This is a genomic window from uncultured Bradyrhizobium sp. (assembly GCF_947648125.1).
Taxonomy (GTDB): domain Bacteria; phylum Pseudomonadota; class Alphaproteobacteria; order Rhizobiales; family Xanthobacteraceae; genus Bradyrhizobium.
This window is the reverse complement of record NZ_CANSMR010000007.1, coordinates 302721-327963: the sequence shown is the minus strand read 5'-3', so window position 1 is coordinate 327963 and position 25243 is coordinate 302721. Positions and strand designations below refer to the sequence as shown.

Below are 25243 nucleotides of genomic sequence, written 5' to 3'. Positions count from 1 at the left end.
TCCGCTGCCGCGGCGGCGCGACCCGACGCGGATCGAGGCGAGGACGGCGGGTGGCGCGCTGACGAGACGGCATAGGATGTTCCCCGGGAACGACGGACGGAGGGATGCGCAGATCCGATCTGCGCAGATGCTCGTCACACGGCTTGACCGCATGTCAGGCTTCTCGTCCCCAAGGACGCCATTTGATCGGCGGGACCGAACGACAAAATCGCGACCTGCATCACAATTGCTGCGCACAGGCGATATGCGCTTTCACGGCCGCTCGACATCAGCTCAGCAGCACGATGCCGCCGGGCAGATGCCGCGCCTTCGCGCCGAAAATTTGCTGGAACATGGCGAGGATGCCATCGACATTGTCGATCCGGAACCGGCCGTTGACGAGACGGCGTTCCAATTCCGCGTTCGTCACCATGACCTTGCCCGATCGGTAACGGTTGATTTCCGTCACGACGTTGCCGAGCGGAGCGTCATGAAAGATCAGCATTCCGTCGCGCCAGGCTGTCACCTCGGCCGGATCGACCGACATCGGCGCGGCGAGACCACGCGCTGCATAACTGACCTGCTGCCCCGCACGCAGCGCCGCGACGGAGCCGTGACGGGCGACCTGCACCTCGCCATCGAGACATGTCACGCAGGTGCTGCGCGGCTCATGACGGACGTTGAACTGCGCCTGGCGCGCACTCATCTCGCCGTCGCCGGCAACCACGCGAACTTCGCGGCTCGCCGAAGCCGCTGCGATCACGGCTTCCCCGGTCAGGATCTCGATGCGATCGAGGCTCGCCTCGCCCGACTGAACATTGACGCTGGTTCCGGTGTTCAGCGTCACCTTCACACCGCCATCGATCGTGAGCTTGCGCTGCTCGCCGGCAGCGGTGCGATAATCCGCCATCACATCCTGCAGCGATGGCCACAGTTGCAGCGGCGGCGACACCACGAGATATGCAGCGGCCGACGTCGCCAGCGCGCCGCCGAGCACCGCCCGCCGCGTCATGCGTGGCTGCCGTCTGATGTCCGCCAGCATGGAATCGCCGCGCCGCTTCAACAGGTTGGCGCCGGCCGGGCCGAGCTGATCCCACAGCAGGCTGGCCTGTGCGAGCGCCTCCGAATGAGCGGTGCTCTGGCCTCCCCAGTGCCTGGTTTCCTCGATGTCCCGCCGGGTGGCCTGACCCGAACCAAGCCGCTGGACGCGTGCAAGCGCCTCGCTCTCGATCGCGGTCAGCTCCTCCGACGGTTCGTCGCTACGTGTCATCGATCGGGCGTTTCTCTTGGCAGCACTTCCATCCAAATACGCAACACTCTGACGCTCTCCTATCAGGACGTTTCCCGCGGTGCCGGACCGAAACGCCTTGTGACCTTTTTATTAAACCGCCTGGCGCAATGCTCGAGCGCGGCTTTCAGCTCAAGTTCCACCAAACGCTGCGAAACCCCGAGGCGCGCGGCGATTTCCCGCAGCGGCGTGCCTTCCAGGCGGGATGCGAGCAGGATCGTCCGGCGGCGCGGCGTGAGTTCCTCGAGCACCTGCTCCAGGTGTGCAATCTGCTCCCGGGATTCGACCTCGCGCTCCGGCCCGGGCGCCGCGTCGGCGATCTCGAGCATCGGCTGCACCTCGAATCGCTTGATCCGGCGCGTCTCCTGGCGCTCCCGGCTGATCGCAAGATTGAGCGCGCTGCGCAGCAGATAGCCGATCGGGCTGTCCACCACGCCCGGGCCGTTCTTGTCGCGAAGATGCAGCCACGTCTCGTGAAGGGTTTCGCGGGCTCTCTCGTCGCCGAGACGCCGTGCGAGGCGGCGCCGAAGCTCGTCGTAGCGCTCGACGAGCACCTGCCGAAGCGTGGTCGAAGTGGTTTCCGTCATCGCGCGACCAACCCCGGGCGCCTCGGGTCACGCGCAGCACAGTCGCCGGTCTCGGAAGGCGGCCGCGGCGAAACCGCCATCATGACGGGCTGCGGCATGTCCGGTGGCGGCGGCCGGCCGATCACGACGGCACGCAACATGGCGGCGATCGCCTGGTCACGCGCGCTGTCATCGGTCGAGCCGAGCAGCTGGGGCTGCAGCACCTCGCCGGCATGCCCGATCCAGAATTTGAACTTGATCCGATAGCCGCCCGGCGCGGTCAGCGCGGAACGGCAGAATGCCTCCTCGATACTGCTCTGGACGGACGCGAGATAAGGCATGAAACCGTGTATCGACGCCGTCTGCGGCGTAGTGGCCGCAGGCACAATCGTGAAGGCGTTGGCCGCGGCATAGACCGCGACCAGACCGGTGCCTTCGAGCAGGCGCTGCAACGCCATGTCGGGCGTCATCGATCCCTTGACGGCCTGCGCGCGGCGGCCCCCGGCCAGGGTGGCGTCGTACACGACCTGACGCCCCGTGGCCGCACTGTAGTTATCGAGTGCGGAGACCAGCGGCTGGCTGCCAATATCGAAATCAACCGTTGCCGGTGTCGGAACTGATTCAAGGCTTGCGGCCATCGTTACCGTCTGGATATTCCCGGCAACGAGAGTGCCTATGACCAGGCCAAGAAGGCGCTGCCACATCCGATCATGCTTCGAGCGCAGCCCGATCTTCCGACCCATTGAACAAAGTGAATGAGGCGCCGCCTTGATCCTCAAGCCCCAGCCGAACGGCACGATCTATCGGTGATCGCCAAAGCCGTTCGTCAAACCCCGCGGCAGGCGCAACATAGAAACAGATTGTGACAATCTGCTAACAAGGGCGGAGACCTCGCGCGGGCCGCACCTTGCGCGGCCGCAGCCGGCGCCAGCCGATCACGATACCGCTGATCGAGACGATCGTGCCGACCGCCGACAGCAGCCAGACCACGACGTCACGCGCCGACGAGATGCGCAGCAGAACGGGGAAATCCAGACTGTGTAGCGCATTGAACAACCAGCGATAGGACCGGCGGCTGTCGTCGCTGCGGTCGAGGATCTCGGCGGTGACCGGAGAGATGTGCAGCCAGGTGTGGGCGGGATCGTCGAAGCCGATCCGCAGCACGGGAAGCTCGCGCACGTGGTGCAGCGTGTACCAGTAGGCGTCTGGTTCATCGAGCTGTCGCGCCGATATCATCGCAGCTTTCGGCATCGCGCCCCGCGCGGCGGCGGCGATCTCGTCCGGCGAGAGCGTCACGGGCGCGCCGGTCGCGGGATCGACGAGGCTGCGACGGCCGCCGCTAGCGTCGAGGACCATCAGCCGGCGTCCGTCGATCCAGACGAAGCGCGCCTCCACTGCCGATACCTGCGGCGGCGACGGCAAGCCGGCGACGATATCGGGTGTATCATGGCCGCTGTACCCGACCGCGATCTCGCGCGTGAGGCCGCGGCCGGAGAACGCGCCGCCGGGATTGAGCGACAACCAGCCGCTGAATATCCAGGTGAAGACGAAGATGCCGCCGACGAGGCCGGCGATATGATGCCAGGCCATCCAGCCGCGATAGGGCGAGACGGCGCCATTAGCGTAACGGCGCGTCAGCCGCAGGCGAAGGATGCCGATCCAGAAGCCGGTGACCGCGACGACGAGGCAGATACCGGAGATCCACAGCACCACGTCCCGCCACAGCGGACCATCCTTGCGCAACACGGTCGGATAGATCCAGTGCGGGATCGAGCCGAGCCAATTCCAGATGCGTTCCTGCCGCGTGGTGTCGAGCGCGATCTCGCCGGTGCGCGAGGAGACATAGAACTCGGTGCCGTCAGCGTCGCCGAGGCCGATCAAATAGAGCGGCCGCAATGAATCGAAGCGCGCGGTGACCGACCATTGATCGCGCGTCACCGTATCGAGCAGTTGCGGCTGCACAGCACGCGGGTGATGCCGGGCAACGGCAAGCGCCTGATCCGGCGTGATCCGGTCGATGACGCTGCCGTCGATCGCCGAGATGGTGACGGCGCCGCCCTTCCAGCCGGTCACGCGATAGACCGGAACGTCGTCCATCATCGAGAGCCGGAGATCGCGTGGATAATGCTCCGTGCCCGCGATCGCCATCGCGCGATCAGGAGCGACCTGCACTTTGTTCCAGAGAATGACAGGGAGCGCGGACAGGCGCTCGCTGTCGGTGAGGCTCGGAAAGGCCACGTACATCATGACGAGGCCGGAGATGAACCACATCGCAAAGAAGAGACACGTCGCAATGCCGATCCAGCGATGGACGACATAGAGCCACCGCCGCGCTCGCCAGATCAGAGCGTTACGCATGGTCAGAACTTCACATTGACGGACAATTCGGCGGTGCGCGGCATCCCGAGCAGCCACTGCCCCGTCCCGTTCGACGTCACCGCGTAGACCTTGTCGAACAGATTGTAGAGGCGGAACGCAACCGTGGTGCGGTCATCGGGCTTCCACCTGATGCCGCCATTGACCACGTTATAGCCCGGCCGTAGCTGGGTGTTGGCGAGATCGGAGTACATCGCACCGACGATCTGTACGCCGCCATAGACCGACCAGTTGGGCGCGAAGTCCCAGGTCAGCCAGACGTTCGAGACCTGCTGCGGCACGTTCACCGGGACATTGCCGTTGTAGCTGACGACCTTCCCCCCGACCACCTGGCTGTTGTTGTCGTATCTCGCACGCAACAGCGCGAGATTGGCGTCGACGCGCCAGCCATCGTTCAGCGCGAGCCCGATTGATCCTTCGACCCCGCGGGATGATTGCTGTCCGATCTGCAGCGCCAGGCCGGCAGCGGGATTGCTGGGATCTGGAATGGTCAGGCCGGTCTTGACGATCTCGTAAGCAGCCAGCGTCCACTCGCCGCGTCCGTCCCAGAACGACTGCTTGACCCCGATCTCGGTCTGCTTGCCGGTCGCGAGCTGGAAGGTTTTCTGCGAGGTCGACAGCGAGATCAGGTTGCTGACCGGATCGACGCCGACGGCATACTGGCCATAGAACGCCAGATTTTTGATCGGCTCATAGACGAGGCCGGTGCGCCAGCTGGTGCCCGACAGCGAAACGCCAAAGCTATTCCCTGGTGTCCTGTAGTCGGTGCGATCGATATCGGGACGATCATATCTGACGCCGGTGACGAGCGACAATTGATCGGTCAGCGACAGCCGGTCTTCGGCGAACAACGCGTACTGATTGACGATCGAATTGAAGCCGGGCGTGGTCGGAGACGTCGTCGCGAAGAACGAGCCGGGATCGAAGACGTAAGGATTGACCGACGATGCGCCGCTATAGGGCGAGTTGTTGGTGTGGGTAAAATCGATGTGGTTGACGTCGAACCCGGCAACAAACTGGTTCGCCAGTCCGAAGACGTGACCGTTGAAGGTCGCATCCATCCGGTTGCCGACCTGCTTCTGGTCGTGGAATATCTCGATATAGTTGTTGCGGTCGAGCAGCTGGGTCTTCGAATTCCAGGTGTAGTTCTCGATGTCGCGCCAGTGCCGTTCGCTGGTCAAGTAATAGACGGTGTTGTTGACCTTGATGCCGTCGGCGACGTCCCACTCGGTCTTGAACTGGGTCCAGCTGTCCTGGTAGCGGATCGCGCTGTCCAACGCGTTATAGTTCTTGAAGCGCAGCGCGTCCTGGATCGAACCGTTGATCAGCGGCGTGCCGAAATAGCGCGATGGGCTGCGGTCGCCATAATCCTCGGAGAGCGTTAAGGCGAGACTGTCCGATGCCTGCACCCGCACGGCGGCGGAAACCACCGCATTCGAGGTCTTGTCGCGATCGACCCAGCCGTCCGACATGTTGCCGGTGGCGTTGATGCGGTACGACACATTGGGATTGATCGGACCGGTGCTGTCGACCGACAACCGCCGCGTCATGTTGCTGTCGAGCGAGACCTCGGCCTCGTTGTAGGGCGTGCCCTGCGGCTTCTTCGGAACGACGTTGATGACACCGCCGATCGCGCCCTCGCCATACAGCACCGAGGCCGGACCGCGCAGCACCTCAATGCGCTGGGTCGACCAGGTGTCGTAGGGGAACGTCAGGGTGCCTGAGCCGATATAGAAGCGCGTGCCGTCATACAGCGTCATCACCGAATTGCTACCGGCAAAGCCGCGGGTGCTGAACGACAGGCCGCCATTGCCGGGCGCCGGCGTTGCGATGAAGCCGGCCGCATCCTGGGTGACGGCATCGAGCACGTTATGCTGGCCGCGTTCGGCGATGGTCTGCGACGTGACGATCTCGACGCTGGCCGGCGTTTGCAGCGGCGTCAGATTGAGGCGGCTGCCGGTGCCGCCCTGCGTGGTGGCGTTGAGCGTCGGCGATGCCGATCCCGATGCGCCTGACGCCGCGGCGCGCGGCGCACCGCCGGCAGCCGCCGCCGTTGCAGGTCTGGCGCGAGGCCGCGACGACGCCGAGTTGCGGCTTCGCGCCGCGGGCTTGGGCTTTGCGGATGTCGAGGGCGCGACCTCGATCGGATCGAGCGTGGTGGGTGGCGATGTTTGTGCTGACCCCTCGGCCGGCAGCAGCAGCGATGACAGGGAGCAAACGAGACCGAGGCGCCAACGGCGCGCGGCGGGAGAGGACGGAGACATGAAAGGACTCGCGGTAACGTGGCACGTCACCGCGAACGCGGACTGGCGCATTGCCCGAAAGGCAGTGCTCCGATCCCACCAGGACACCCCCGCCCGATGTGCTCGCGTGTGACCACGACTGACGGCAGGTCTCCTGGCTCACGGGTCATCGCCTGTCGACGCCTTCCCGGGCCTGATGGCCCAGTGGCAAATTGACGAAAGGCTCGCCGTTTACAGTTGCGGGGACAGCTGCGGCATTGGGGTTACCCTCGCACCGCATTCCCTTTTGATCCCCGAAGGGAACCGTCGGCAGAAACGATAGGTGGTGCGGGATGGGCTGTCAATTCGATGCGATTGTCGCACACATGCTTTGCGGGATGGTGCTGCGACGATGACACAGCGACATCTGCGGCTGCGCGGAGACGTAACCCGTCATCCTGAGGAGCCGCGAAGCGGCGTCTCGAAGGATGCACGGCCACCAGCCGGGCCGTGCATCCTTCGAGACTCGCTCCGCTCGCACCTCAGGATGACGGAAACTTTGGTTCGCATCACTCGGCTTCGACGCAGTTTTCCATGATCGCATCGATCTCGGCCCGCGACAGAGCGCCCATCTCGGCGATGAACACGATTCGCGTGCGTGGCACGCCGGGCGCCGGCACGCCGCCGGCAGCCAGTGTCGCGCGGCCGCCGGCGAGTTGAAACACCGTCAGCCGTCCGGGCTGCTCGACCGTCTCGAACAATCCTTTCGCCCGCGCCAGCTTCGGCGCCAGCCTGCCGATCGCCTGCTGCAAGCGCGGCAACCGCACCGGCCGCTCCGAGGTCCAGCTCAGCGTCTCGAACCGATCGGATACCGGCCGTCGCGGCGCGGTCTCGCGCGGCGCCGGCAACTGATTGAGGTCCGCCGGAAACAGCAGCGCTGCCGGCACCTCGCCATGCAGCGCATCGACCACCACGGCCGCCGGGCGCACCGCGCGTACGGCATCGCGGATCGCGGCACACGCGGCTGCATCGGCCAGATCAACCTTGCTCAGCGCCACCACGTCGGCCGCCCGCAGCTGCGACCGCAGCAGCGCATCATCCAGCGTAGCCACGGGCTGCGTCGCGTCGACCACGCACAGCACGGTCTCCAGCGGCGCCTCCTTCCAGATCACCGGATCCATCAGGTTGCGCACGACGTCGGCGGGATCGGCGATCCCGCTGGTCTCGATCACGATGAATTCGGGACGCGGATCACGCCGCAGCAGGCCAGCGAGCGTGCGCAGCAGGTCGCCTTCCAGCGTGCAGCAGATGCAGCCATTGCTCAGGCTGACTACGCCATCGCTGGCGCCCGCGATCAGCTCCGCGTCGATATTGATCGCGCCGAAATCGTTGACCACGGCCGCGATGCGCCGCCCTTGAGCATGCGCCAGCAGATGGTTGACGACCGTGGTCTTGCCCGCCCCGAGAAAACCCGCGACCAGCAGGATCGGGACCGGCACGTCAACCCCCAGTGACCGGACGGCGCACCGGCCGGCCCGGCCGTGCCGCGACGTCGAGGACGCCATCATTGATCAGCGGCTGGCCGCCGACCACGAGATGGCGCACGCCTTCCGCCGGGCGGTTCATCGCGGAGAAGGTCGCGCGATCGCTCAGCGTCTCGAAGTCGAACACCACGACGTCAGCGTCGGCGCCGACCTGCAACCTGCCCTTGGCGCGCATCGCGGGCGTGCTCGCAGACAGAATCTCGGCCGGGATCAGCGCGCATTTGCGGATGCCCTCGAGCAGCGACACCTTCCTCCGCTCGCGCACCCATTCGCGGATGAAGCGGGTGAAGCAGCCGGCCGAACGCGGATGCGAGGTAGCATCGTCGGGCAGCGGCCAGGCGTCGCCGGTATAGGGGCGACCGTCCGACAGCGTCCACGGCATCGCGTCGGACGCGATCGCGCCGCCCGGATACAGCACCGCCATGTCGAGCAGATCGCGATGGTGCTGATTGTTCTCGATATCGAGCACATGCCACAGCACCAGCGTCGAGGGTTCCGCGGCCTGCGCGGCCAGCAGCTCCTCGCGGCTGCCGAAGCGGTGACCGTCGGTCACGCGCTGCACCGAATCATAGCCGAGGCCGTTGCGCTCCTCGAATTTGGGATCGCTGAAGAAGGTCGCGGCCAGCACGGTCGAGCCGGTGCCGTAGGGATAGGCCTCCACCGTGATCGGCAGGCCCTGCGCCTGCGCCTTGGCGATCAGCGCTACGCAGCGCTCGATATCCGTCTTGCTCGACGAATTGAAGTGACAGATGTGCATGTGCGCGCCGGTGGCGCCGGCATAGCCGATCAAGCGGATATAGGCCTCGGCCGCACTCTCGGGATCGATGCGGGACATGTAGGCGACGTGGGTGAAGGTCGGCACCGCATGATCAGCCGCGAGCTGACACACCGCGGTCAGTTCCTGCACGCCGGCGCCCGGCGCGTAGGCGTTGAGAATACCGATGCCGATGCCACCTTCGTTCAGTCCGTTGGCAAGGCGCGCAAGAATGCCGCCGACCTCGCCCTCGGTCGCCACGTTCTCGATCCAGCGGCGATCGCGCATCGCTGCGCCGAATGATTCCAGCGAGCTTTCCGAATTCGAGCCGGTCATCGCGCCGATCCGCGCGAACGCCCAGTTGGCCGCGGCGCCATAGTTCAGCACCCGCCCCTTCTCGGCCTGGCGCTTGTACCAGGATGCCACCGGCAGCACGCCGGCCTCGAGGTCGAGCGATGTCGTCACCCCGTCGAACGCCTGCATGCGGTCGGCCGGAATGGTCTGGCCGTGCGCGTGCAGGTCGATGAAGCCCGGCGCCACCACAAGGCCGGTGGCGTCGATCCGCCGCTCGGCGCCGCCAAGGCCGGTACCGACCGCGGCGATCCGGCCATCGACAACCGCGACGTCGCCGACCGCATCCATCCCGCTGGCCGGATCCACCACCCGGCCGCCGCTGATCACCAAACCACCCATCTCGCCACTCCCCGCATTGTCCGACACCGACCGGTCTCTATTCGAGCACAGAGAAGCGCATCGCACTCATCGCAGCAACCCGGCAAGGGTTGTGGCGACATGCTCTGGCGGAATATCCGCCGCGCCGTGATGGCGATTGCAGAGAGCCCCTCCTTACGTTCCGGTCGCACGCCGCGACGGCAGCCCCCGCCAGAGATCGTTGCCGGGCTTCATGCGGCTCGCCACGAGTTTCGGCGGCGTACGGTCCCTGGCGATCGCCGCTTCGACCGCGCGCTTGAGCCTGACATTGTCGATCTGGGCCAGGAATCGCCGGATGACGGCATCCTGATCCGCGCCCCGACCGGAGATCGCCGCGCATAGGTCGGCGGTCGTCCTACGGAAGAAGTGGAAGGCGTCATCTGCCGCACCGCCCAGCCGGTCGACCTCGCTGGCCACGCCGAGCGCGTACATGCGATCGTCGTCGTCGAGCGTCACTGCGAAGCGCAGCACGGCAAGCTGCCAGGCGCGGAGCAGCTTGCTCTCCGGTTCGGTCGCATCCTCGCGCATCAATCGAACACCCCGCGCGCCGATGCCCCTTCGGCTGTCGAGGGAGGTCCGGCGCGGCGCGACTATCCTTGCGCCGGAATAGGTTTTCGAGGGGAGCGCGCGCTCGATCGCATAGGAATCGCATAGGCGAAGCGCACAGAATCCCAATTCGCTCAAATCCCCTCAAACTGCAGCCGCGCCAGCCGCGCATAGAGGCCGCCCGCGGCGACCAGCTCGGCGTGGGTACCCTGCTCGACGATCCTGCCCTGGTCCATCACCAGAATGCGGTCGCAGGACAGCACGGTCGCCAGACGATGCGCGATGACAAGCGTGGTGCGATGGCGCATCAATTCCTCCAGCGCGGTCTGCACCAGCGTCTCGCTCTCGGCGTCGAGTGCCGAGGTCGCCTCGTCGAGCAGCAGCAGCGGCGCATCGCGCAGGATCGCGCGCGCGATCGCGATGCGCTGGCGCTGGCCACCGGACAGCGTCACGCCGCGCTCGCCGAGCTGGGCATCGAAGCCGTCGGGCAGCCGGCGCAGGAATTCGGTGGCATGCGCCAGATCGGCGGCACGCTCGACCTCGGCGTCGGTGGCATCGGGCCGGCCGAACCGGATGTTGTCGCGGGCGCTGGCGGCGAACACCACGGAATCCTGCGGGACCAGCGCGATCCGCGCACGCACGTCGGCTGGATCGGCCTGCCGGATCGGCACGCCGTCGAGCGAGATGGTGCCCGATTTCGGATCGTAGAAGCGCAGCAGCAGGTGGAACAGCGTGCTCTTGCCGGCGCCGGACGGACCGACGATCGCGACCTTCTCGCCCGAGCGTACAGCCAGCGACACGCCGTCGACCGCCAGCGCGTTGGGCCGGGTCGGATAGGCGAAGCTGACATTGTCGAAGCCGACGTCGCCACGCGCGGGCTGCGGCAGTGCGCGCGGCGATGCGGGAGCTGCGATCTGCGGCCTGACGCGCAAGATCTCGAACAGCCGCTCGGCGGCGCCCGATGCAGCCGATACCTCGCCCCAGACCTCGCTGAGCTGACCGAGGCCGCTCGCGGCGAAGGCCGTATAGAGAATGAACTGGCCGAGCCGGCCGGGGCTGATGGCGCCGATCAGCACGTCGTGCGAGCCGACCCACAGAATCACGACGACGCTGGCGAACACGATGAAGATCACGATGAGCGTCAGCACCGCACGCGCCTTGGTCGAACTGCGCGCCGCCTCATAGGCCTGCTCGACCTCGCTGGCAAAGCGCGTCCGGGCGAGCCGCTCGCCGGTGTAGGCCTGCACGGTGCGGATCGCATTGACCAGCTCGCTCGCATAGGCGCTGGCATCGGCCAGCGTGTCCTGGGCGTTGCGGGACAGCCGCCGCACCCAGCGGCCGAACGCGACCAGCGGAATCACGATCATCGGAATCGCGAGCAGCACGAAACCCGAAAGCCGCGGGCTCGTGATCACCATCATCGCCGCGGCGCCAAAGAACAGCATCAGATTGCGCAGCGCGATCGACACCGAGGCGCCGACCGCGGACTTGATCTGGGTGGTGTCGGCGGTGAGCCGCGACACCAGCTCGCCGCTCCGTGCGGAATCGAAGAACGAGGGCGACAGCGAGATCAGGTGCGCGAACACGTCGCGCCGGAGATCGGCGACGATGCGCTCACCGATCGTCATGACGAGGTAGTAGCGCGAGGCGCTGGCACAGGCGAGCACGGCGACGACCGCGATCATCACGCTGAAATAGCTGTTGATCATCGCTATGCCTTCGGGCGTGAAGCCGAGGTCGATCATCCGCCGCACCGCGACCGGCACGATCAGCGTGGTGATCGCCGCGATCGTCAGCGAGATCAGCGCGAGGATCGCCCGTCCCTTGTAGCGCGCCACATAGGGCGCGAGCGCAAGCAGCGGCCGCAGGCGGGCACGGCTCTTCGCCGGCTCCATGATCTGGCTCTCGATGAAGGCTTCCTCATCGAGCAACGCATCGCGCGGCGGCTCGGTGGGGCCGCGAGGGGTCTCAAGCTGTTCGGCTACACTCATTCTCTAGACCGGTTCTATTACCCCCCACATAGGCCCGCCGACCCCCGGCTGGCAAATCCGGTAAAGTCCCAATCCGGTGATGGGCTTAAGCCCTTTCTTGGCTTGTTTTGGCGGGCACCATGGGTTATAGAGCCGCCCAAATCCCGTATCTGATGCATCTTGAGACGGGCGCTGGCGCGCCGAAGGAACTGCCATGAAAGCCGATATTCATCCGAATTATCATACGATTAAGGTCGTCATGACCGACGGCACCGAGTACCTGACCCGCTCGACCTGGGGCAAGGAAGGCGACACGCTGAACCTCGACATCGACCCCAAGTCGCACCCGGCCTGGACCGGCGGGACCCAGCAGCTGATGGACCGCGGCGGCCGTGTCTCGCGCTTCCAGAAGAAGTTTTCGGGCTTCCTCAAGAAGGACTAAAGTCCGCTTCGGGATTCCCCTTGCGATCAAACGCAAAACGCCTCCGTTTCGGGGGCGTTTTTGTTTTGGGCTGGTGCGAATTGGCTGAGCGAGCGCCACCCTCTCCACGCGTCGTCCTGGCGAAAGCCAGGACCCATAACCACCGCATGCGGCGATGAACGGGATCGTGGCCCGCAACAATTGAGAATTGGGGTAATGGGTCCTGGCTTTCGCCAGGACGACACTGAATGTGCGGCACCAGCTCGAGCGAGTTCGGCGTCATCGCCCGGCCTTGACCGGGCGATCCAGTATTCCAGAGGCAGTCGTTATTGAACCGATGGGCCGCGGCGTACTGGATCGCCCGGTCGAGCCGGGCGATGACAGTTGTGGTGGGGATGCAGCTTCGCGTTCTCGCGACATGATTTGCCCGAGCCTTGCTCTTCGTTCCGCCCTCTCTCTTGAAGAGGGCGCAGGGAAAGCCGGGTGCCGATCGCATCCATGGGCCCCGAGCATTCTGCCTTCATCGCGTTTGACGTCCGAACCCGCGTCGGTCCCGTCCACACGGCATTTGACGAAATCTCAATGTGATGTTCGACCGTTTTTCCATCGAACGTGTAACTGCCCCTTGGTCAACCATCGACCGGAAAGGCTCAATACGTTCTTGATCGGCAAGCTTGCCGCCAACACCGCCGGCTGGGCCGAAGCCACGCGATCACGAGCCAGGCGAATGCAAAACACGATCGCCCGAAGAGTTCGAACGACCATGCCGGCCGGTCGCGGCTTGCGCTCCTTTAGCCAAAAGTTTTCATACCAGGAACTATCAGCTTGAAAGACACGCATCGCGAGGTCGAGATCTCCGGGAATGTGGTGCGAATAACGGGCTGGCATGGCGCTCTCCCGAGCATTCAGACGAGGCCAATCATCACGGCCTCAAGGGACTCAAAGCGGAGGCGGGCACCGAGGAACGGTGCGTCTGGGCGTGTCCAATTCCGGTCATCCGTCGGCGCCCGATATCAGACATTCATCGGAGAGATGGATCACAGGCCGCGCGGGTCGATCGTGCGGTTCGAGGCGACGTAGTCGATCTGGTCACGCGCGATGCCGATATCCATCAATTCCCTGTCACTCAAATCGGCCAGGGAAGCGCGCAGTTTCTGGCGTTCGCGGCGCTCCTGAAAGGCATCCCAATATTTCCAGACGAAGCTGGCGACATGCCGGGTCGGTCGAGATGTCCGGTCCAGCCAATTTGTGGCGTGCGTCGTGCTCATTGCGGTGTCTCCTGCGACGGTGTTTCTTCCGACACTGGCCCGCTGTACGGGATGATGTTGCCGATCTTGATCTCGATGTCAGTTGTGCCCGTGTCGTGTCTCTTCTGGGCATCGGGACCACGTATGCTGCCACCGCGGCTCCTCGCCATTGGTGGGCCATTGTGCCCAGTCGCGGGACCGTGACATCATTCATGTTGATGAGGCTCGCAATTCATGTTGATGAGGCTCGCAGCAAATCTGGAGCAGACGTGCAAACTCACGATCCGCCACTGAATGGTGCCGGCCATACAGCCAAACGCTCAAAAGATTTGAATGGGAGAGCCCCTCAGTTGGGGGACAAGAATTGCGAGGACTACTTCCGTAGATGAGCTTTCGCACGTTGCCTGCGATTGCGCCATCCACCCGAAGCGGTGGCCAGACGCCATTCGCGAAGGATGTCCAAGACAAGATTACGGTGACAGTGCACTTAACTCGCGGGTGGCGAATCAAGTGCACTGTCACCGTGACTCGCGACCGGTCACCACATCCGGATTGCGAAAGCGGGTCGCGGCGATCAGAGATCGACGCCGACGGTAATGTTGCGGCCCGTCAATTCCGCAATGGTGCGCATGTGCGCGACGAGCTTTGCAAAGGCCGGGTCCTTCGACACCCCCTCCTGAACCTTGCCGTACACCTCCCAATTGGAGTAGCGCGTGACGGCCAGCCACTCCCCGGCCCACGCGCCCGTGTGGAATCGCGACAATCGGAGGAATTCGGCGCCATGTCTTTCGAAGATCGCCTTCGCCTCCCTGGCGGCCGCGATCATTTCCTCGGACTTGTCGCTCTTGAACCGGGTAAATTGTGCAATCGACATTGAAATATCCTCCTTGGTAAATTCGTTTGTCTTGCTCATTCGCCAACCGTGCACTGATCATCACGACACGAGCGCCCGACTTCCCTCTCACGTCAGGATTACTGTCGCATCTTCGCGCATGGGGACTGCGTATGCTGCCAGCGCGGCTCCCGCCGCCATGGGTGGGCCATTGTGCCTGGTCACGCCCCTGTGGCATCATTCATATAGATGAGGCCTTCAGCAAAGCTGGTGCAGACGTGCAATTTCGCGATCCGCCGCTGAATGGCGCCGAATAAAGAGCCGAACGCTCAGAAGATTTGAATGGGAGTGCCCCTCAGTTCGGGAGTCGCCCTTGCGAGAAGACATTGCTTCCGTCACCGAATTTTCGCACGTTGTCGGCGCCATTTACGATTGCGCCATCGACCCGAGACAATGGCCAAATGCCATTCGCGAAGTATGCCAGGCAACCAATTGTGCCGCCGGGATCATTGGGGCTCATGATCTCAACACGCTCTCCGCGCTCATTCGCGAACACTGGAATTACGAGCCTGAGTGGCTCGAGAAAATTCAAATCTGTGCCACCGAGCTGGCCGGGCTTTGGGACGGCGTCGCCGACCTCCATGAACGGCCGATCGATGAACCACTGACCGCTCTGCGCGATATTCCGCAGCAGTTCGTCCAGTCTCGCTACTACCGCGAATGGGCGGAGCCGCTGGGCTTCATCGATACCATCCAGATGACCCCGCTGCGTCAGCCCAGCCGGATCGGCGCCTTCGGGGTGTGGCGTCACAAGAGCCTCGGCCAAATAACGGAGCGCGATCTGGCGATCATGAGACTGCTGGCGCCGCACATCCGGCGCGCAGTGACGATCAGCGATGTGCTCAATATGCAGGCGATCGAAGCCGAAACGCTGCGGGCTTCACTTGATCTCTTCCAGGCAGGTATCGTTCTTCTCGATGGTGAAACAAAAATCGTCCATGCCAATCGTGCGGCTGAGACTATGCTCAAATCCGGATCTCCGATCAGTTCCCATCGGGGCGAGCTGCGAACCGGGTCGCCCCAAACATCCGCCGCACTTCGGACCGCCGTCGCGACCGCGGCCGCGAATGAGGCTGCGGTCGGCAAGCTCGGAATCGGCCTGCCGGCGCCGCAGGCCGACGGCTCGCCCGCTCTGATTCATGTCCTGCCGCTTACAGGCGGCAATCGAGGCAAACGCATCGCGCTACGCGCGAGTGCAGCCTTGTTTGTTACATCGGAAATGCGCACTGCTATCCCCGCGGAGTCCTTGGCATCACTTTTTGGTTTGACGTCCGCGGAGACGCGCGTCCTCGGCTCCCTGCTCGCCGGCCGAACGCCGGCGGAGACAGCAAGGACCATGGGGACAGCAATGACCACTGTTCGGACCCATATTGCAAAAGTGTTCGAGAAGACTGGGACCTCGCGCCAATCCGAATTGATGCGCCTCGCGGCTCAGTTCCTGCCGCCGGTCATGCATTCTTCCGAAGGTGGACTGCCCACGCCCAAAATCCGATCTACGGACTAATGCCGCCGATTCGACGAGGCAATCGACGCGGGGCGAAAGCGCCTAGCGATCCTGAAACGCCAGCCGAGCCCCGAGCGCGACCAGGATGCTGCCGCCGATCCGCTGCATGATCCGCTGTGACCTCCGGGAGCGCTGCAGCTTCGCCATCACGGCGCTGGCGAAAAACACGCAGACGATATCGACCGCCGAGAACGTCAGGTTGACTGTCGTGCCGAGCAGGAACAGCTGGGCCCAGACCGGCACGCTTGCCGACGCATCGACGAACTGCGGCAGGAATGCCAGGAAGAAGATCGCGGTCTTCGGATTGAGCACCTCGACGACGATGCTTTGCGCGAGGGCGCGCTCCGCAGAGAGCGGCGCCAACACGGGACGCTTGGCGTTGTCGCGATCGCGAAATAGCGACAGCCCGAGCCAGACCAGATAGGCCGCACCGGCAAGCTTCATCGCCATGAAGAGCGGCGGCACCGCATGAAACAGAAGCGCGAGGCCAGCGGCCGCGGCAACGACATGAACGTAGCCGCCGAGATGCAGGCCGAGCGAGGCCATCAACCCGGCACGCCGGCCGCCTGCGAGGGTGCGGGCTGCGGCGTAGAGCATGGCTGGCCCCGGAATCAGCGCGAAGGTCGCGGTCGTAACCGCAAAGGCAAGGTACAATTCCATGTACAGGCTCAATCTCTCGACGATAAGAAGAGGCGGAGCGGTCGCGACTTCCTTCGCCGTCATTGCGAGCGAAGCGAAGCAATCCATCTGTCCGCATATGCCGATGGATGGATTGCTTCGTCGCTATCGCTCCTCGCAATGACGGCCTCCAATTTTGTTCAAGGCGTCTCAGCTCGCCGGAATCATCGCGGCGACCTCGCGGTCGGCGGGATCGTCGCTGGCGCCGAGGCCCGCGATGACACCGGTGCGATCCTCGAGCTTGCGGTTCTGGCTCATCTTCTTCTTGGCGTCGATCCGTGTGATCGGCATCCGGAAGCCGACGATGCCGCGCAGCTGCGCCTTGATGAAATCATCGGGCGCATCGCTGACCTGCCAGACTTCCTTGCGCGTACTCTCGTGCAATCGGGTCAGGCGCGTTACGACATCGAGCAGCCGGTCCGCATCCTCGAAGAACTCGGCCGCGCCGTAAGCGTGGACGGCGAGGTAATTCCAGGTCGGCACCACCTTGCCGTGCTCGGCCTTGGTCACATACCAGGACGGCGTCACATAGGCGTCGGGCCCGGTGAAGATCGCCATCGCCTCACCGATCGCAGGCAGCTTCCATTGCGGATTGGGCCGCGCGACGTGACCGTACAGCGTGCCGTAATCGCCCTCGTTTTCACTGAGGATCAGCGGCAGCGGCGTTCCGATCAGCCCGTCCGCGGTCGCGGTGACCAGTGTCGCGAGCTTTGAGGCCCGCATTGCGGCGTGGATCGGGCCGAGCTCATCCATCTTGAAATGCGGCGGCAGGTACATGGGAGACCTCTGGCAAACCTCATCGAATTGTTGATCGCACAATAGCGCGGAAGTGGCCTATGATAAGAGCCACTTTCGATCACAATGACTGGTCCACTATGCCCCGCCTGCGCGCCACCATCAGCATCCCCTCGCTGCGGGCGGTCGACCGCGCCGCCGGACAGGTCGGACGCCGGATCGCGCAGGCCCTGCGCGCCGCCATCGCCAACGGCGAACTGAAGGCCGGCGAATATCTACCGTCGACCCGCGCGCTGTCGACCTCGCTCGGCGTGGCGCGCGGCACGGTGACGGAAGCCTTCGAGCAATTGCAGGCCGAGGGCTATCTGGAATCGCAGGTCGGCGCCGGCACCCGTGTCGCGGCGACGCTTGCCGAGCAAGCGCAGCCGGTTCGCCCGCCGGCTAGCCGCAGCCCGAACACGCCTGCGCCGATCGAGTTGCCGCCGCGCGCGATGCGGCTTGCCAGGGTTGCGGCGGCCTTCACGCCGATGCCCGAAGTCCCGTTTGCGATCGCGGTCCCCGGCGGCGCGGTCGCGCCCGACGACAATTGGCGTCGCCTCGGCAACCGCGTGCGCGCATCGCGCGCCGCGGCGCCGGCAAGCTACGGCGATCCGCGCGGCCTGATGGAGTTGCGATCGGCGATCGCCGACTATGTCCGCAAATCCCGCGCGGTACATTGCGAGCCCGGGCAGGTCGTGATCACGGCCGGCACGCAGCAGGGCCTTTACCTCGCCGGCCGCGTGCTGCTGTCAGCGGGCGATCGGGTGTGGGCCGAGGATCCGGCCTATCCCGGCATGACGGCCGTGCTCGACGATCTCGATCTCGTCACCACGCGCGTGAGTGTCGATGCGCAAGGCATCGACATCGATGCGGCGATCGCCGCCTGTCCGGATGCACGCGCGGCGTTCGTGACGCCCTCGCACCAATATCCACTGGGCATGCCGATGAGCATGGCCCGCCGCAACGCGCTAGTGGCGTGGGCGCAGCGAAGCAATGCGTGGGTCGTCGAGGACGATTATGACAGCGAGCTGCGCTATGCGGGTCATCCCTTCCCGTCGATGCAGGGGCTCGCGCCGTCGCGCGTGATTTATCTGGGCACGCTGAGCAAGGTGCTGTTTCCCTCGCTGCGGCTCGGCTACGTCGTGGCGCCTCTGCCGCTGATCGACGCCTTCGCCGGCGCGCGGGCGCTGCTCGACCGGCATTCACCGACCGCCGACCAACATGTGCTGGCGGCCTACATGCGCGAGGGGCTGTTCGAGGCGCATATCAGGCGCATTCGCGGCGTCTACGCCGCCCGCCGCGCGACGCTGATCGCAGCCATCGAACGACACATGCCTGACGACGTCACGCTGCAGCCAAGCGATCAGGGCATGCATCTGTTGCTGTGGCTGCCGCAAGACTTCGACGATGTGCAACTGGCGAAGACAGCACTTGCCGGCGGCATCGTCGTGCGGCCGATTTCACCGATGTACGAGGCAGCAGCGCGCCCCGGCCTCATGCTCGGCTTTGGTGGATTCGAACCGGAGGAGCTGGCGGCCGCCGCAATACGGCTGCGGCGGATAATCGATCAGCAGACGGCAAAGCGGCGGGCCAAGCCGCGCCGCACTGAGGCTTCACACGGATTTGACGGTTCGGATCTTACTGCTCGAACGCAGCCTTGAGCCGGTTGAGCTGCGGCACCAGCGGGTTGCCGATCGACGAGCGATCCGGCGCCGGCGCGTGGATCGTGGTGTCGAGGCGGCGGACGCGCGCCTGCAGATCCATCGAGCGGGCGATCAGCTGCTGCAATTGCTCCGGCAGCTTGGTCACCATGTCGACCGGGCCAGGATCGGCGGCCGACAGCTTCACCTTGGTCTTTTCGCGATTGGCCTGGGTCAGCGTCATCTCGCCTTCCTTGACCGCGCGATGCAGCAGCAGCCAGGACGCGAGCTGCATCAGCCGCGTGGTCAGGCGCATGCTCTCGGTGGCATAGGTCAGGCTGACGGAGCGTTCCAGCGCTTTGGCCTCGGCACGGCCGTCGCCGTCGAGATAGGCGGCGGTCTGCTCGACCAGGTCCATGCCTTCCCGGAACAGCACGCCAAATGCCGCAGAATTGGTCAGCCGTTCACTGAACAGCACAAGCCCGGCTTCGTTCTGGGAACGATCCGCCATGGTTAACGCCCTCACACCATCGTAACGCCCGCTGGCATCTGACGCGCCAGCTTATGATGAACAAATCATTGCGCGGGCGCGCCGCAGAGTCCAGCCGCAACCGGATTTATGGTTTCCAACGGATAGGACGCACAAAAAAGAGCCGCCGTTTCCGGCGGCTTTTGAAGTTGATAACAGGGAGGCGTCAAACAGAGTGGACAGGAGCCACTCGGTGTCCAAACAAGGACAATGCAGTCATAATCGAGAAAGCTTAACCGATCGTAAATGAACGGATTTCTTCAGTCTTTGTTTGCCATGTCGGCCATTGACCTAGTTTGGGACAGGTGCAGGCCGGCCGTAGCTGCGTAGCCCGGATGAAGCGTAGCGAAATCCGGGAACGGTCGATCCGCGGATAGCGCGGCCCCGGATTGCGCTTCGCTCCATCCGGGCTGCGGGACTCGCTTGTCCGGGACGACGCTTGCGATGTCGAAACGCTACGACTTGAAGAACGCGTTCGCGGCGTCCTTCGACGCGCGCTTCTTGGTCATCGCTTCCTTCAGGCGATCGACTTCGGCATTGAGCAGCGCGATGCGCTCGGTCAATTCCTCGACCGACAGCAGCGAGAGATCCTGTCCGATCTCGTGAGTGATCTTCTTCCGCGGCCGGTCCTCATCCTCAATCGGCATGTGTCCTCCCCGCGATCATGATCTGGCGCTTTGGTAGCATCAAAACCGACGCAATTGAATGGAGGCTCGGCAACGCCTTGTACGGCGGCAGCGCACTGCGCGACGCCGGCATGGAGCATCGTGCCCGACCTCGCGGCGCGCGTGCTCGGCGCGTTCGGCCGAGATGATATCGTGCCACGCTGGCCCAATGGCCCACTCGCTCCGCTGCTGGATTGCGGCGCCGGCACGCCGGTCGCGAAGCTCGGCCCGCTGGTCGAGAAAATCAGCCCCGAAAAAGCCGACCATCTGGCGAGGCGGTTCGGGGCTTAATGGCGTTTCGCTTCGTTCGAAAAGGCGTTATGCCATTCGCCAATCCACTTCACTGACCAGGGACGAACTATGCCAAACCTGCCCGCGCAAATGACCGTCGTTGCCATCAGCAAGCCAGGTGGCCCCGAGATGCTGGTGCCGGAAACCCGCGCGCTGCCAGCGCCGAAGGCCGGCGAAGTCCTGGTCAAGGTGGCGGCCGCCGGCATCAATCGCCCTGACGTCGCGCAGCGCTCCGGTTCCTATCCGCCGCCGCCCGGCGCGAGCGATCTGCCCGGCCTCGAGATCGCGGGCGAAGTGGTCGCACTCGGCGAAGGCGCAAAGCACAAGATCGGCGACAAGGTGATGTCGCTCGTCGCCGGCGGCGGCTACGCGCAATATTGCATTGCGCAGGACGCGCAGGCGATGACCGTGCCGTCCTCGCTGTCGATGCAGGAAGCCGGCGCCATTCCGGAAACGCTGATGACCGTGTGGCACAACGTGTTCGAGCGTGGCGCGCTCAAGGCCGGCGAGACGCTGCTGATCCACGGCGGCTCGTCGGGCATCGGCACGATGGCGATCCAGCTTGCCAAGGCGTTCGGCGCCAAGGTGATCGTCACCGTCGGCTCGCAGGACAAGGCCGACGCCTGCCTCAAGCTCGGCGCCGATCATGCGGTCAATTACAAGACCGAGGATTTCGTCGAGGCGGTGAAGAAGGCCACCGGCGGCAACGGCGCCGATGTCATCCTCGACATGGTGGGCGGCGACTATATCGACCGGAACTATGACGCTGCCGCGGTCGAGGGCCGCATCGTCCAGATCGCGTTCCTGTCGGGAACACCGAAGGCCACGGCCAATTTCGCCAAGCTGATGGTCAAGCGGCTGCACCACACCGGCTCGACCCTGCGCCCCCGTAGTAATGCGGACAAGGCGGCAATGGTCGCGGCGATCGAGGCCAAGGTGCTGCCCTTGTTGCGCGAAGGCCGCGTCAAACCGCTGATGGACAGCACATTCCCGCTGGAAAAGGCCGCCGATGCGCACCGCCGCATGGAGACCAGCGAACATATTGGCAAAATTGTGTTGGTGGTTTAACTCTCGCAGCGGAAGCAGGGGCGGAAACCCTTTGATTCCCTTCGCTTTCGTGTCATTTATCGCGCCACCTCCGGGCCGGTCGCCGGGCCCGGGTAGTTTGTCGATCGCGGAGTACTGACAGTGCGTCTGATCAGGTGCCTTGCGCTGCTGGCGCTGGGCCTCATGATGTTTGCCGCTGCGCCTGACGCGTATGCGATCGACGCGGTCAGCGTGCGCAGCGATGCGCCGGCGATCGACCTCACTGCGGTTCTCGACCATCAGCGCAGCGAAACCGACCGCATCCAGGTCTCCACTGCACCTGGAACCGACGGCATCGTGCGCCGCATCGAAGTTCGCGCCCGCGAAGGCGGCCAGAACTGGGTGGTGTTCGCACTCGCCAACAACACTGACGACCAGCTCGACCGCCTGATCGTCGCGCCGCACTATCGCATCGTGTCATCCGGCCTGTTGTGGCCCGACCTCGGTCTGTCGCGCATCGCCACCATCACGCCGTCGGTCGGCGATCGTCCCGAGCGTCAGGAGAGCCCGACCGCCGACGTGTTCCGCATCACGCTCGATCCCGGCGCTGTCGTCACCTATGTCGCGGAACTGCGTACCGACAAGCTGCCGCAGCTCTATCTGTGGGAACCCGACGCCTACAAGGACAAGGTCAACTCGTTCACGCTGTACCAGGGCATCGTGATCGGCATCTCGGGCCTGCTCGCGCTCGTGCTCACGATTTTGTTTGTGGTCAAGGGCAGCATCATGTTCCCCGCCGCCGCGGCGCTGGCCTGGGCGGTGCTCGTCTATATCGGCGTCGACTTCGGCTTCTGGGGCAAAGTGCTCGACATGTCGAACAACGCCGAGCGCGTCTGGCGCGCGGCGGGCGAGGCGATCCTCGCGGCGACACTGCTGGTGTTCCTTTTCGCCTATCTCAATCTCAGTCGCTGGCACGTCCGCTACTCGCACATCACGATCGGCTGGCTGGTCTTCCTCGGCTCGCTGGTGGCGCTGGCGCTGTTCGATCCGGCGGTCGCCTCCGGGATCGCGCGCATGTCGCTAGTGATGATCGCCTTCGCCGGCTTCGCGCTGATCGTCTATCTCTCGACCCACGGTTTCGACCGCGCGGTGCTGTTGATCCCGACCTGGTTCCTACTGGTGGTGTGGGTGGTCGCGGCCGGCATGACGGTCGCGGGTTCCGTCACCAACGACATCGTCGGCCCGGCGCTGCTCGGCGGCCTCGTGCTGATTGTGATGCTGATCGGCTTCACGGTGATGCAGCACGCCTTTGCCGGCGGCGGCGCCACCACCGGCGTGGTCTCCGATGTCGAGCGCCGCGCTTTGGCGCTGACCGGCTCCGGCGATCTGATCTGGGACTGGGACGTTTCCGCCGACAAGGTGTTCACCAGCCCGGAGACCGAGGCGCTGCTCGGCCTGAAGCGTGGCACGCTGGAAGGCCCCGCGGCGAAATGGCTCGAAGTGCTGCACCCGCTCGACCAGGACCGCTTCCGCGCCGCGCTCGACAGCGTGCTCGACCAGCGCCGCGGCCGCCTGGTGCAGGATTTCCGGCTGCGCACGCCCGACGGCCACTTCATGTGGTTTGCGCTGAAGGCGCGGCCGGTGGTCGGCTCCGACGGCGAAGTCTCGCGCGTGGTCGGCACCCTGACCGACGTCACCGAGTTCAAGAACTCCGAAGAGCGGATGCTGCATGACTCCGTGCATGATAATCTGACCGGCCTGCCGAACCGCCGGCTGTTCATGGATCGGCTCGGCGCGGTGGCGAACCTCGCCAAGACCATGCCGAACCTGCGGCCGACCCTGATGGTGATCGACCTCGACCGCTTCAAGCAGGTCAACGATTCCGTCGGCATCGCGGTCGGCGATTCCATCCTGCTGACGCTGGCGCGCCGCCTCACCCGCATCCTCAAGCCGCAGGACACGCTGGCGCGGATGGCCGGCGACCAGTTCGGCCTGATCCTGCTGTCCGAGCAGGACCCGGCGCGGATCACCAACTTCGCCGAGACCATCCGCAAGACGATCCGCGCGCCGATCGCGTTCAACGACCGCGAGATCTTCCTGACCGCGTCGATTGGCCTTGCGCTGTCCGATCCCGCGGCGCCGCTGACCGACGAGATCATCAAGGACGCCGAGCTTGCGATGTATCATTCGAAGCGGATCGGCGGCGACCGCATCGACGTCTACAAGCCGGCGATGCGGGCGCGGAAGACCGACCGCCTGACGCTCGAGAGCGACCTGCGCCGCGCCATCGAGCGGCAGGAGATCACGATCCTGTACCAGCCGATCGTGCGGCTGGAGGATCGCGCGATCGCGGGCTTCGAGGCGCTGGCACGCTGGGACCATCCCAAGCTCGGCCGGATGTCGCCGTCGGAGTTCATCAATGTCGCCGAGGAGACCGGCCTGATCGTCGATCTCGGCATGTTCGTGATGGACCAGACCGCGCGCCAGCTCGCGGTGTGGCAGCGCGCGATGCGCGCACGCGAGCCGATCTTCGCGTCAGTGAACGTGTCGTCGCGGCAATTGCTGCGCCACGATCTGATCCACGATATCCGCACCGTGCTGTCGCGCTCCTCGGTGGCGCGCGGCACGCTGAAGCTGGAGCTGACGGAATCGCTGGTCATGGAGAACCCGGAGCACGCCGCCCAGATGCTGGCGCGGATCCGCGAGCTCGGCACCGGGCTGTCGCTCGACGATTTCGGCACCGGCCATTCCTCGCTGTCCTATCTGCAGCGCTTCCCGTTCGACACCATCAAGATCGACCAGTCCTTCGTCCGCACCACCAGCCGCGGCACCCGCCCTGTGATCCTGAAATCGATCATCGCGCTGGCGCACGATCTCGGCATGGAAGTGGTCGCGGAAGGCGCCGAGACGGATTCGGATGCCGTCGAGCTCTACCAGCTCGGCTGCGAATACGCGCAGGGCTTCGCCTTCGGCGAGCCGATGGACGCCGATGCCGCCACGCGGCTGCTCACCGAGGAACGGCTGGAAGCCGCGAGCTAAAGCGCGATCAAGTAAGTTAGCATCGGTCCTGCCGCAGACTCACTGCACCTCTCCCGCTTGCGGGGGAGGTCGCAACGCATCGAAGATGCGTTGCGGGTGGGGGCTCTCTCCGCGATGCGACTCGTGCAGAGAGCCCCCACCCCAGCCCTCCCCCGCAAGCGGGAGAGGGAGCGCACCGTGTCTGCGGTGACTGTCCGACCTCGTCGGATCGCGCCTTAGCGCGGCTTCGGCATGCGCTTGAACTTGACGCTCTTGCCATCGGCCTGACGCGTGGCGATGTAGCCGCCGTCGAGGCAGGCTTCGCGCTGCGGCATCTTCTCCTGCGGGCTGCGTAGGGTTTCCCACCACGACGCCCGGTGCGCAGCGCGCGGCAGCGCCGCATCGATGATCGCCTCGATCTCGTCGAAGGTCAGCACGAATTCGGGCAAATGCTGCTTCTTCAGATAGTCCCGCAGCGCGTCGTAGTCGTTCACAACATCCTCGATGACAAAAAATCAGGTCCCGGCAACCACCCGTTAACCCATTCGGCGGCCGCTGTCGCCATTTAAGGCGACAACAAGATTTCCCGTTGCATGACGGCG

23 protein-coding genes and 1 riboswitch are annotated in these 25243 nt (G+C 64.8%); of the genes, 6 read left to right on the top strand and 17 right to left on the bottom strand.

Annotation, left to right across the window (positions count from 1 at the left end):
- Positions 1-268 precede the first annotated feature (268 nt).
- The 9 genes from Q0030_RS16220 to Q0030_RS16180 all read right to left on the bottom strand — a co-directional run bounded on the left by Q0030_RS16220 (position 269) and on the right by Q0030_RS16180 (position 11977).
- Positions 269-1249 carry a FecR domain-containing protein gene (locus Q0030_RS16220; RefSeq protein ID WP_298368784.1) on the bottom strand — a complete coding sequence of 327 codons (981 nt, stop codon included), beginning with the start codon at positions 1247-1249 and terminating at the stop codon, positions 269-271.
- A 62-nt stretch (positions 1250-1311) separates the two neighbouring features.
- Positions 1312-1854 (bottom strand): sigma-70 family RNA polymerase sigma factor, encoded by a 543-nt coding sequence (locus tag Q0030_RS16215; RefSeq protein WP_298368782.1) that lies wholly within the window; start codon positions 1852-1854, stop codon positions 1312-1314.
- Complete coding sequence (locus tag Q0030_RS16210; protein WP_298368779.1) at positions 1851-2576, bottom strand: STN domain-containing protein; 726 nt, start codon at positions 2574-2576, stop codon at positions 1851-1853. Before Q0030_RS16210 ends, Q0030_RS16215 begins: the two co-directional genes overlap by 4 nt.
- Before the next feature lie 130 nt (positions 2577-2706).
- Positions 2707-4191 carry a PepSY-associated TM helix domain-containing protein gene (locus Q0030_RS16205; protein WP_298368776.1) on the bottom strand — a complete coding sequence of 495 codons (1485 nt, stop codon included), beginning with the start codon at positions 4189-4191 and terminating at the stop codon, positions 2707-2709.
- 2 nt (positions 4192-4193) lie between these two features.
- Complete coding sequence (locus Q0030_RS16200; protein ID WP_298368773.1) at positions 4194-6473, bottom strand: TonB-dependent siderophore receptor; 2280 nt, start codon at positions 6471-6473, stop codon at positions 4194-4196.
- 105 nt (positions 6474-6578) lie between these two features.
- A riboswitch (cobalamin riboswitch) is annotated at positions 6579-6775 on the bottom strand.
- Between the two features lie 225 nt (positions 6776-7000).
- Positions 7001-7930, bottom strand: coding sequence for a GTP-binding protein (locus Q0030_RS16195; RefSeq protein WP_298368771.1), 930 nt, complete (start codon positions 7928-7930; stop codon positions 7001-7003).
- Position 7931: 1 nt separating this feature from the next.
- Positions 7932-9449 (bottom strand): amidohydrolase family protein, encoded by a 1518-nt coding sequence (locus tag Q0030_RS16190; protein WP_298368768.1) that lies wholly within the window; start codon positions 9447-9449, stop codon positions 7932-7934.
- A 126-nt stretch (positions 9450-9575) separates the two neighbouring features.
- Positions 9576-9968 carry a hypothetical protein gene (locus Q0030_RS16185; protein ID WP_298368765.1) on the bottom strand — a complete coding sequence of 131 codons (393 nt, stop codon included), beginning with the start codon at positions 9966-9968 and terminating at the stop codon, positions 9576-9578.
- Between the two features lie 152 nt (positions 9969-10120).
- On the bottom strand, positions 10121-11977 hold the full coding sequence (locus Q0030_RS16180) for an ABC transporter ATP-binding protein/permease (protein ID WP_298368762.1): 1857 nt from the start codon (positions 11975-11977) through the stop codon (positions 10121-10123).
- Between the two features lie 193 nt (positions 11978-12170).
- Here Q0030_RS16180 and rpmE point away from each other — a divergent pair, with 193 nt between their 5' ends.
- A complete protein-coding gene (gene rpmE / locus Q0030_RS16175; RefSeq protein ID WP_016845230.1) occupies positions 12171-12398 on the top strand; it encodes a 50S ribosomal protein L31 in 228 nt (75 codons plus the stop codon).
- 558 nt (positions 12399-12956) lie between these two features.
- Here rpmE and Q0030_RS16170 read toward each other — a convergent pair.
- The 3 genes from Q0030_RS16170 to Q0030_RS16160 form a co-directional block, all read right to left on the bottom strand.
- Complete coding sequence (locus Q0030_RS16170; protein WP_298368760.1) at positions 12957-13265, bottom strand: hypothetical protein; 309 nt, start codon at positions 13263-13265, stop codon at positions 12957-12959.
- Between the two features lie 149 nt (positions 13266-13414).
- Positions 13415-13645: a DUF1127 domain-containing protein gene (locus Q0030_RS16165; protein ID WP_298368757.1), complete on the bottom strand. Its 231-nt coding sequence runs from the start codon at positions 13643-13645 to the stop codon at positions 13415-13417.
- A gap of 553 nt (positions 13646-14198) precedes the next feature.
- Entirely contained in the window at positions 14199-14537 is a 339-nt protein-coding gene (locus tag Q0030_RS16160; RefSeq protein ID WP_298368755.1) for a hypothetical protein, read from the bottom strand.
- A 292-nt stretch (positions 14538-14829) separates the two neighbouring features.
- Between Q0030_RS16160 and Q0030_RS16155 the strand changes: the two genes are divergently transcribed.
- On the top strand, positions 14830-16020 hold the full coding sequence (locus tag Q0030_RS16155) for a helix-turn-helix transcriptional regulator (RefSeq protein ID WP_298368752.1): 1191 nt from the start codon (positions 14830-14832) through the stop codon (positions 16018-16020).
- A 42-nt stretch (positions 16021-16062) separates the two neighbouring features.
- On the opposite strand, the gene Q0030_RS16150 is transcribed toward Q0030_RS16155, so the two are convergent.
- On the bottom strand, positions 16063-16680 hold the full coding sequence (locus tag Q0030_RS16150) for a LysE family translocator (protein ID WP_298368749.1): 618 nt from the start codon (positions 16678-16680) through the stop codon (positions 16063-16065).
- A gap of 168 nt (positions 16681-16848) precedes the next feature.
- Positions 16849-17475, bottom strand: coding sequence for an FMN-binding negative transcriptional regulator (locus Q0030_RS16145; RefSeq protein WP_298368747.1), 627 nt, complete (start codon positions 17473-17475; stop codon positions 16849-16851).
- 98 nt (positions 17476-17573) lie between these two features.
- Between Q0030_RS16145 and Q0030_RS16140 the strand changes: the two genes are divergently transcribed.
- Positions 17574-19133, top strand: a complete 1560-nt coding sequence (locus Q0030_RS16140) for a PLP-dependent aminotransferase family protein (protein WP_298368825.1) — start codon at positions 17574-17576, stop codon at positions 19131-19133.
- On the opposite strand, the gene Q0030_RS16135 is transcribed toward Q0030_RS16140, so the two are convergent.
- Both Q0030_RS16135 and Q0030_RS16130 read right to left on the bottom strand, forming a co-directional pair.
- Positions 19111-19623, bottom strand: coding sequence for a DUF1465 family protein (locus tag Q0030_RS16135; protein ID WP_092123179.1), 513 nt, complete (start codon positions 19621-19623; stop codon positions 19111-19113). The genes Q0030_RS16140 and Q0030_RS16135 overlap by 23 nt on opposite strands.
- A 473-nt stretch (positions 19624-20096) precedes the next feature.
- Entirely contained in the window at positions 20097-20288 is a 192-nt protein-coding gene (locus Q0030_RS16130) for a DUF1192 domain-containing protein (protein WP_139486805.1), read from the bottom strand.
- A gap of 120 nt (positions 20289-20408) precedes the next feature.
- On the opposite strand from Q0030_RS16130, the gene Q0030_RS16125 reads away from it, so the two are divergent.
- The 3 genes from Q0030_RS16125 (at position 20409) to Q0030_RS16115 (ending at position 24662) form a co-directional block, all read left to right on the top strand.
- Complete coding sequence (locus Q0030_RS16125; RefSeq protein ID WP_298368739.1) at positions 20409-20597, top strand: hypothetical protein; 189 nt, start codon at positions 20409-20411, stop codon at positions 20595-20597.
- Between the two features lie 69 nt (positions 20598-20666).
- Entirely contained in the window at positions 20667-21665 is a 999-nt protein-coding gene (locus Q0030_RS16120; RefSeq protein ID WP_298368736.1) for an NAD(P)H-quinone oxidoreductase, read from the top strand.
- 120 nt (positions 21666-21785) lie between these two features.
- Positions 21786-24662 (top strand): EAL domain-containing protein, encoded by a 2877-nt coding sequence (locus tag Q0030_RS16115; protein ID WP_050422740.1) that lies wholly within the window; start codon positions 21786-21788, stop codon positions 24660-24662.
- 215 nt (positions 24663-24877) lie between these two features.
- Here Q0030_RS16115 and Q0030_RS16110 read toward each other — a convergent pair whose 3' ends face one another.
- A complete protein-coding gene (locus Q0030_RS16110) occupies positions 24878-25135 on the bottom strand; it encodes a hypothetical protein (RefSeq protein ID WP_298368731.1) in 258 nt (85 codons plus the stop codon).
- Positions 25136-25243: the final 108 nt, after the last annotated feature.